The sequence below is a fragment of the Bradyrhizobium sp. 33ap4 genome (assembly GCF_032654765.1).
GTDB classification, from domain to species: Bacteria; Pseudomonadota; Alphaproteobacteria; order Rhizobiales; family Xanthobacteraceae; genus Bradyrhizobium; species Bradyrhizobium australafricanum.
Genome location: NZ_JAUMTJ010000133.1, coordinates 1 through 5,558 on the forward strand (window position 1 = coordinate 1; position 5,558 = coordinate 5,558).

10 protein-coding genes are annotated in these 5,558 nt (G+C 59.3%); 6 read left to right on the plus strand and 4 right to left on the minus strand.

The annotated features are described in order from the left end of the window. Positions 1–572: 572 nt before the first annotated feature. The gene (locus Q2M23_RS43015) at positions 573–857 is read left to right on the plus strand and encodes a hypothetical protein (protein WP_316399426.1); all 285 of its coding nucleotides are present in this window, start codon (positions 573–575) and stop codon (positions 855–857) included. Between the two features lie 196 nt (positions 858–1,053). On the opposite strand, the gene Q2M23_RS43020 is transcribed toward Q2M23_RS43015, so the two are convergent. Both Q2M23_RS43020 and Q2M23_RS43025 read right to left on the minus strand, forming a co-directional pair. Beyond that, complete coding sequence (locus tag Q2M23_RS43020) at positions 1,054–1,299, minus strand: hypothetical protein (RefSeq protein ID WP_229191965.1); 246 nt, start codon at positions 1,297–1,299, stop codon at positions 1,054–1,056. Between the two features lie 181 nt (positions 1,300–1,480). Next, complete coding sequence (locus tag Q2M23_RS43025; RefSeq protein ID WP_316399429.1) at positions 1,481–1,726, minus strand: hypothetical protein; 246 nt, start codon at positions 1,724–1,726, stop codon at positions 1,481–1,483. Between the two features lie 79 nt (positions 1,727–1,805). On the opposite strand from Q2M23_RS43025, the gene Q2M23_RS43030 reads away from it, so the two are divergent. After that, complete coding sequence (locus Q2M23_RS43030; RefSeq protein ID WP_316399431.1) at positions 1,806–1,988, plus strand: hypothetical protein; 183 nt, start codon at positions 1,806–1,808, stop codon at positions 1,986–1,988. Between the two features lie 108 nt (positions 1,989–2,096). On the opposite strand, the gene Q2M23_RS43035 is transcribed toward Q2M23_RS43030, so the two are convergent. After that, on the minus strand, positions 2,097–2,438 hold the full coding sequence (locus Q2M23_RS43035) for a hypothetical protein (RefSeq protein WP_316399432.1): 342 nt from the start codon (positions 2,436–2,438) through the stop codon (positions 2,097–2,099). Further along, positions 2,435–2,914 carry a hypothetical protein gene (locus Q2M23_RS43040; RefSeq protein WP_316399433.1) on the minus strand — a complete coding sequence of 160 codons (480 nt, stop codon included), beginning with the start codon at positions 2,912–2,914 and terminating at the stop codon, positions 2,435–2,437. Before Q2M23_RS43040 ends, Q2M23_RS43035 begins: the two co-directional genes overlap by 4 nt. 127 nt (positions 2,915–3,041) lie before the next feature. On the opposite strand from Q2M23_RS43040, the gene Q2M23_RS43045 reads away from it, so the two are divergent. From Q2M23_RS43045 to Q2M23_RS43060, 4 genes are all read left to right on the plus strand, one after another. Beyond that, positions 3,042–3,416 (plus strand): hypothetical protein, encoded by a 375-nt coding sequence (locus Q2M23_RS43045; RefSeq protein WP_316399434.1) that lies wholly within the window; start codon positions 3,042–3,044, stop codon positions 3,414–3,416. Between the two features lie 557 nt (positions 3,417–3,973). After that, entirely contained in the window at positions 3,974–4,339 is a 366-nt protein-coding gene (locus Q2M23_RS43050) for a hypothetical protein (protein ID WP_316399435.1), read from the plus strand. A gap of 102 nt (positions 4,340–4,441) precedes the next feature. Next, positions 4,442–4,699: a hypothetical protein gene (locus tag Q2M23_RS43055; RefSeq protein ID WP_316399436.1), complete on the plus strand. Its 258-nt coding sequence runs from the start codon at positions 4,442–4,444 to the stop codon at positions 4,697–4,699. Between the two features lie 410 nt (positions 4,700–5,109). Then, positions 5,110–5,370, plus strand: a complete 261-nt coding sequence (locus Q2M23_RS43060) for a hypothetical protein (RefSeq protein WP_316399437.1) — start codon at positions 5,110–5,112, stop codon at positions 5,368–5,370. Positions 5,371–5,558 lie beyond the last annotated feature (188 nt).

A 5,558-nucleotide genomic window follows, 5' to 3' on the forward strand; every position in this document is an offset into this window, starting at 1 on the left:
CTCTCTCCTCGGCTAATCCAAGGAGGGGGCAATTCCTCATGGCGCCGAGGGGGCAGTTTTCCATGGCGCGCGACAGCAGGTACTGACGTTTGCTCACGCTTGGGAATTTTCAGGGCCCAGGTTTTGGAATGAACGCCGCCGGGCGCATATTTCTGAGACCGGCGGCGTATTTTCTTGGGATTATTTCGATGATCCACACGGGTTTCGTGAAGTTGGGCAGCAAAGACAGTAGTTAGCCGCCCTCAAAAGCCCGATTCCGAAATCTTTAATAAATTCGGACCAGCCTCCTTCCGCGACAGGGAGGTGTATCATGCGTAATCATGACTTCGTGTCCGATGGATTCCTCGCGCTAATCGCGACCTGCCTTGTGCTGTTGTGCTCGGGCCTGCTCGTTATCGCATTTAGCTAGTCGGACCTTGGCACCCTGATCGTTCCGGATGCTCCTAGGGGCCGCTTGGGGACACCCCCGCGCAGAGCACAAGCATGCCGCATTCAACGGCTGGCCTGCTCATCCAACATTCACGTTCAACTTCCTACAGTGTGGGGTGCCTTAGATTCCACGAGAGGAAACCATGAAGCTGAAGTTTGCACTTGTTGGACTTACTGCGCTCGGCAGCCTTGCTGCAGCAGGAAGCGCGTCAGCGATGCCGCTCGCCGCACCTTCTCCCGCTTCAAACGTCGAGAACGTCGCCGTAGTGTGCGGGCCGAACGGCTGTGTCCGCACGGCGCCCGTCTACAGGGGGTACGGCTACGGTTACGGCTATCGTGGCTACGGCGTCCGTCGTTACGGATACGTGCACAGGGGCTACGGTTATCATAGGGGTTACGGCTATCACGGCGGTTATCGCCGCTGGTGATTTCGTGCAAAAGCCCGTCGGTAGGATCCGACGGGCAGATTGATCTGCATCACTCGCGTGTGTTGACCGCCCTGCTACCGCTGTGTTGCTGGGATTACAGGGCCAGCTGGAAGACCGCCGCCGGGACGCTGTATTTCAAGCCCGGCGGCGTAGTTACCTTGGGAGATTAGATGGGCGCTGTCGCTTTAGGCCCCGCTCATTCGATCGGTAGAGAAAGCGCCGGCAGCGACTTATTGCCCTGCTCGCAACCCGTTCGCCCCTTGAGTGGTAGAGCCGGCGTTGAGGAATCCGCGGCAGTCCGGTCCATGAAGTGGGTCAGATTAACGCCTGATGACCACTCCACATAACCAACTGCCGCAAAGGCAACTGCTCCCACGATGAGAACACTGAGCACTGAAGCGGCGGCTGCTGACGGCAAGCTTTGGCTGCTGAAAAACGGCATCACGATTCTCCGACACCGAGTCGCCACCCATTTGCGCGTGTGTTAGGCCGATTAGCGATGATCGGGTGTGAATGGCCTCACATATCACGCGCACTTGATGCCGGAGCGTTCGGCTTCACGTAATTGGCCCATGGCACAGCCCCTGCAGTTTGCTTGGTGCTGGGGATTTCAGCGTCCCAGTTCAGGAAGGAAACGCCGCCGGGCGTGTATTTTTGAGACCGGCGGCGTCATTTCCGAGACAGGTTTTAAATTGGATCCAGTCGGCCACCCAATCAGGCAGACGATCCGGAAGCGGCTTGTCGAGAAGGCCGCCGACCAGCACGGCGAGCGCCACGCCTTCGATGGCACCCTCGGCGACTCGCCTTTGCCCTTCCCCCGTTCGAAAAGAAAGACCGACAAAAGCTTGTCCCTTTCGATGCGCGCTCACCGCTGGGCCGGATTCTGATTAATGGAACAGCAACGTCGTTTGCATAAGATGCAGTTCACTCGCTGCAGGACGCTCGAAAATGACCGAGTACGTCATCAGGGAAGTTGGCCTTCGCCAGTGGCTCGTGTTTGCCGATCGGCGAAGCATCGCTTTTTGCGCCGACGAAGATGAGGCGGTGAAAGCCATGGCCGAACATAGCGCGCGCCGCCGTCGACCACCCGAAACAATGGAAATTGCGCCAAGGGAAAACCCGCCGGCGTGAACCGGCGGGCGCCTCGCCTTCAGGCTAGGCTAAGTTGACCACCGCAGCGGCCATCGCCTGCCTTAGCTGGTAGTGCCAGCCCTCCCGGCCGATGTTGTCGGAGTCGGGTCACTCGTCGCCCTCGTCTTCCACCTCGTTTACGTACTGGGGAACGGCGGCGATGCCAGCAAGGGTCGTAGGTATCGTTGTCGCCAGATCCCACGCGGCATCTCTTGCAGCGTGACAGCAGGCTTCGTTGTGGTCTTGGGCGTCGTAGTACGCATCTGTACCGGGCTCCGTCCGATCGTATGCGTAGATGGAAGCTAGGTGGTCCGCCGAGGCCTGACGGTGCTTGGCGATGGCGGCGAAAGCTGGATCTTCCGTCTCAGCTTGAGACGAAACTCCGAGCGTTGAAGTTACGGCGGCGCCCACCGCCATCTGCAGACTGAGCCTTCGTGTTACCTGTTTCATGCCATGCCTCCCTGCTGCCAGTCCTGCGTGCCGATCTGCTCGAGCAGGCCTTCCATGTCGCCGAGCCCGGTCTCGAATCCCTCCTCGAGGTCGCGGGCGTCACCGGCCGCCCAATGGGTCTGGCTGGCCCATTCGAGGCTCCCGAGCGACGGCTCGCTGTCCGCTTGATCTTGTTCGGCGTCGACCTCGGCCGTCTCCTCGCCGAGGCGCTGCCGGTTGGACAGCTCCTGGTTCATCATTCGATCGAAGCTTCCGAGATCCGGCTCACGATCGTCGACGCCGATGGACGGCTCGGCGTCGCCGTCATCCTCGAGCTCGCGAGAAACGTAGTCGTCGGTGCTGTCGAGAAACTGGACCAACCGGTCTATTTCGTCTCTGGCCTCCCTGCGGAGGCGGCCTATCGCGACGAACAGATCTTCGGGGGAAACATCGGTCTTGAAATAAAGCGCGGCAGCGGACGCAGCTGCGCCGGGCAATGCTATGCTATGCTATGCTCTGGGTTAACTGAGCCATGAAACACCTCATAGTTTGGGCTGTCGCGATGTTACCAGCACCGCGGCGGGCCGCTTGTTTTCCAAGCATATTTAAGGTACAACCATAATCATGAAGGAGTCAAGAACGGTTGCACCAAAAAGGCGCGGCAGGCCTGTCACGAAGGGCGGGCGTGACCCTCATATTGCTGCTCGTATGCCACCAGCGCTTATTGCTGACGTCGAGGCATGGGCTGCAGCCACTGGCGTCGCGCGCTCCGCGGCGTTCCGTCGGCTGGTTGAGCTGGGGCTGAGCGTGAAGCCAAACGGCCGCCCCCCAAGCGAAAATCAGAAGACGCGCGCGCGTGAAATGGCTGCAAAAGCCATAGACAAGATGGCAGACAAATCAGCAACCGCTGACGATCAGGAAACTCGGAAGCGCCGTTTGCTCAAAGAGCCGGAAGAGTTTCGAGAGATGCGCACCGATTGGGCGAAGCGGAAGACGTGATTACGAAAATGCCTGGGCCGACCGTGAACGCCCGTCAGCGCCAGTTGATGCAGTATCTACGATCAGGTGAATGGGTTTTGGTATCCAAGATCCCAGTTGCTGCGAGCCGAGGCACACTTGATCGGATCGCGCAAAATGGATGGATTGAGCGCCGGGGCGGAGGCCCCAGGTCGGAAATCAAACTCACTTCGGCTGGGCTGGTGGCGCTACAGATGCCCATCTGATCTGCATCAAAAAGCCGGAAACGCCGCCAGCTCAGACGAGCAAGCCAACCGCAAGCGCCGACCAGATCATCGTTGTGGTGGGAGCAATCTGTTTCTGGGCGATCGACAAGTTTGCTCAGGATCGCCGATTGGCTAACCTCCTTAAGCTGCTGGTGGTACTTATTTGCCTAGGCGCGATTGTGCAGCGCCTCCTGGTTCTCACATACTAACCCAAGCGCGTCAGCGTGTGCGCCAGGGAGCCCATCCGTGGGTATTGGACCCGGTAGTCAGCAACTAAAACGGACGTGAGGTGTTTCCAAATCGGGCGACTTTCTAAAAGCATGGGAGAGTCCGATGCTTAGGAAAATCCTAATCACACTAATCGCGGTTCTGGCCGTGGCATTTGCACCAACTACTGCTTCTGCGCGCGGAGGCTTCGGTGGTGGTGGCTTTCATGGCGGTGGTTTCCACGGCGGATTTGGTGGCGGCTGGCGCGGCGGTGGTTGGCGCGGAGGCGGGTTTGGAGCGACCGCTGTTGGACTTGGCATAGGGCTCGGCTTGGCGGGTGCCTACGCTGCCTACGGTTATCCGTACGGATACGGCTCCCCGTATGGGTATGGTTACGACTACGGTTATCCCTATGGCTACGGCTACCCGTACAGCGCCAGTTATGGCTACTGCGTCGCAACGGCCAGCCAGCAGGTGTATACTTGCTATTAGTAGCGAGCCAGCAGCTCATCCCGCTCGAGCGTTGAGATCAATCACGACGAGCCGAGTGCGGGGCTGTGGGTAACGCTTTGCCTGGCAAATGTGGAGGGTAAAATGGCCCTGCACTTCAGCCACGTCGGCACTGGCGATCTGGAGATGTGGATCGCAAGCAGCGACGACTATTCATTCGTAATCAGCAACGAGAGCCGAAGTGGACCCGGATTGCATGGAGATCCGGGCTTTGGCGCGTCATATCGCCCCGACTTTCTGAATATGCCGGCGGCTCAAGTGCCCGGATCTCCCTTCAGCACGTTCTCTGAAGCCGAGCGAACCTGCAATGCATTCCTGGGGCGCCTGACTATCAAGCGATAATCTCGATCCGCTGACGATCGTCAAAAGGAACTTCGCGCCGGACCCGAAGATTGTCCGAAAGCCGTCTTGGCAGGCACATGGCCCCGTGGAGTTATCCAGTGCGAGCCCTATTAGCGTCGATATGTCTTGTCCTCTCACGCGGCTTGGCTACGGCGCAGCCAGCCAAAACAGAGGATCTAAACGCGCCAACCGGGCGCTCAGCGCCTGAAGACAAAGGGCAATTACAGCCCCAGGGTTGGACGGGCCGACCAACACCGGCTCTGGAGGCAACCGGCGCCAGACGGGTCGACAAAAACTACGGTCGGGCCGCCAAAATAGCGGTCGGCTAAATTTGGCCGCCCGCGCGCTGGTTTTCGCCGCGCGATTGCTAGGTCTTCTCTCCAAGCGTGATTGGCGCGATCATCGGGATCATGCCCTGGCGTCGAAAACCCGCTCGTCATCTCCGCTACTGGTCCGGTCCCGTCGATCGCAACGCCGGCTTCAAGACGGTGCTCGTGTTCTGCGTCGGGTGCCAGCGCAACGGCCGGCTGAAGCTCGCCGACTTGCCCGATTGGGATTGGTCGGACATCTCGGCGCACCTCAAGTGCACTGCGTGCGGAAAGGTCGGCTGGGTCGATACCCGGTTGGACTGGGCCGAAGTGATCAATTTCGCCAAGGGCGTCTCTGGCTAAGCTGACTGCCCAATTCCCTCTATTGGAACGTCAGGACCCTGCAGCTGTTTTTGTCTAGAAACAGGGTTGGAACGACGGACGTGGCGGACGAGCTCGAATATTCGGCGCACCGACTAGTGGCTCGTCACAGTGATTTTGACGGTTTGATACCGAGCCAGCTTAGGATCGGCAAGTTCTCTGGCGGCACG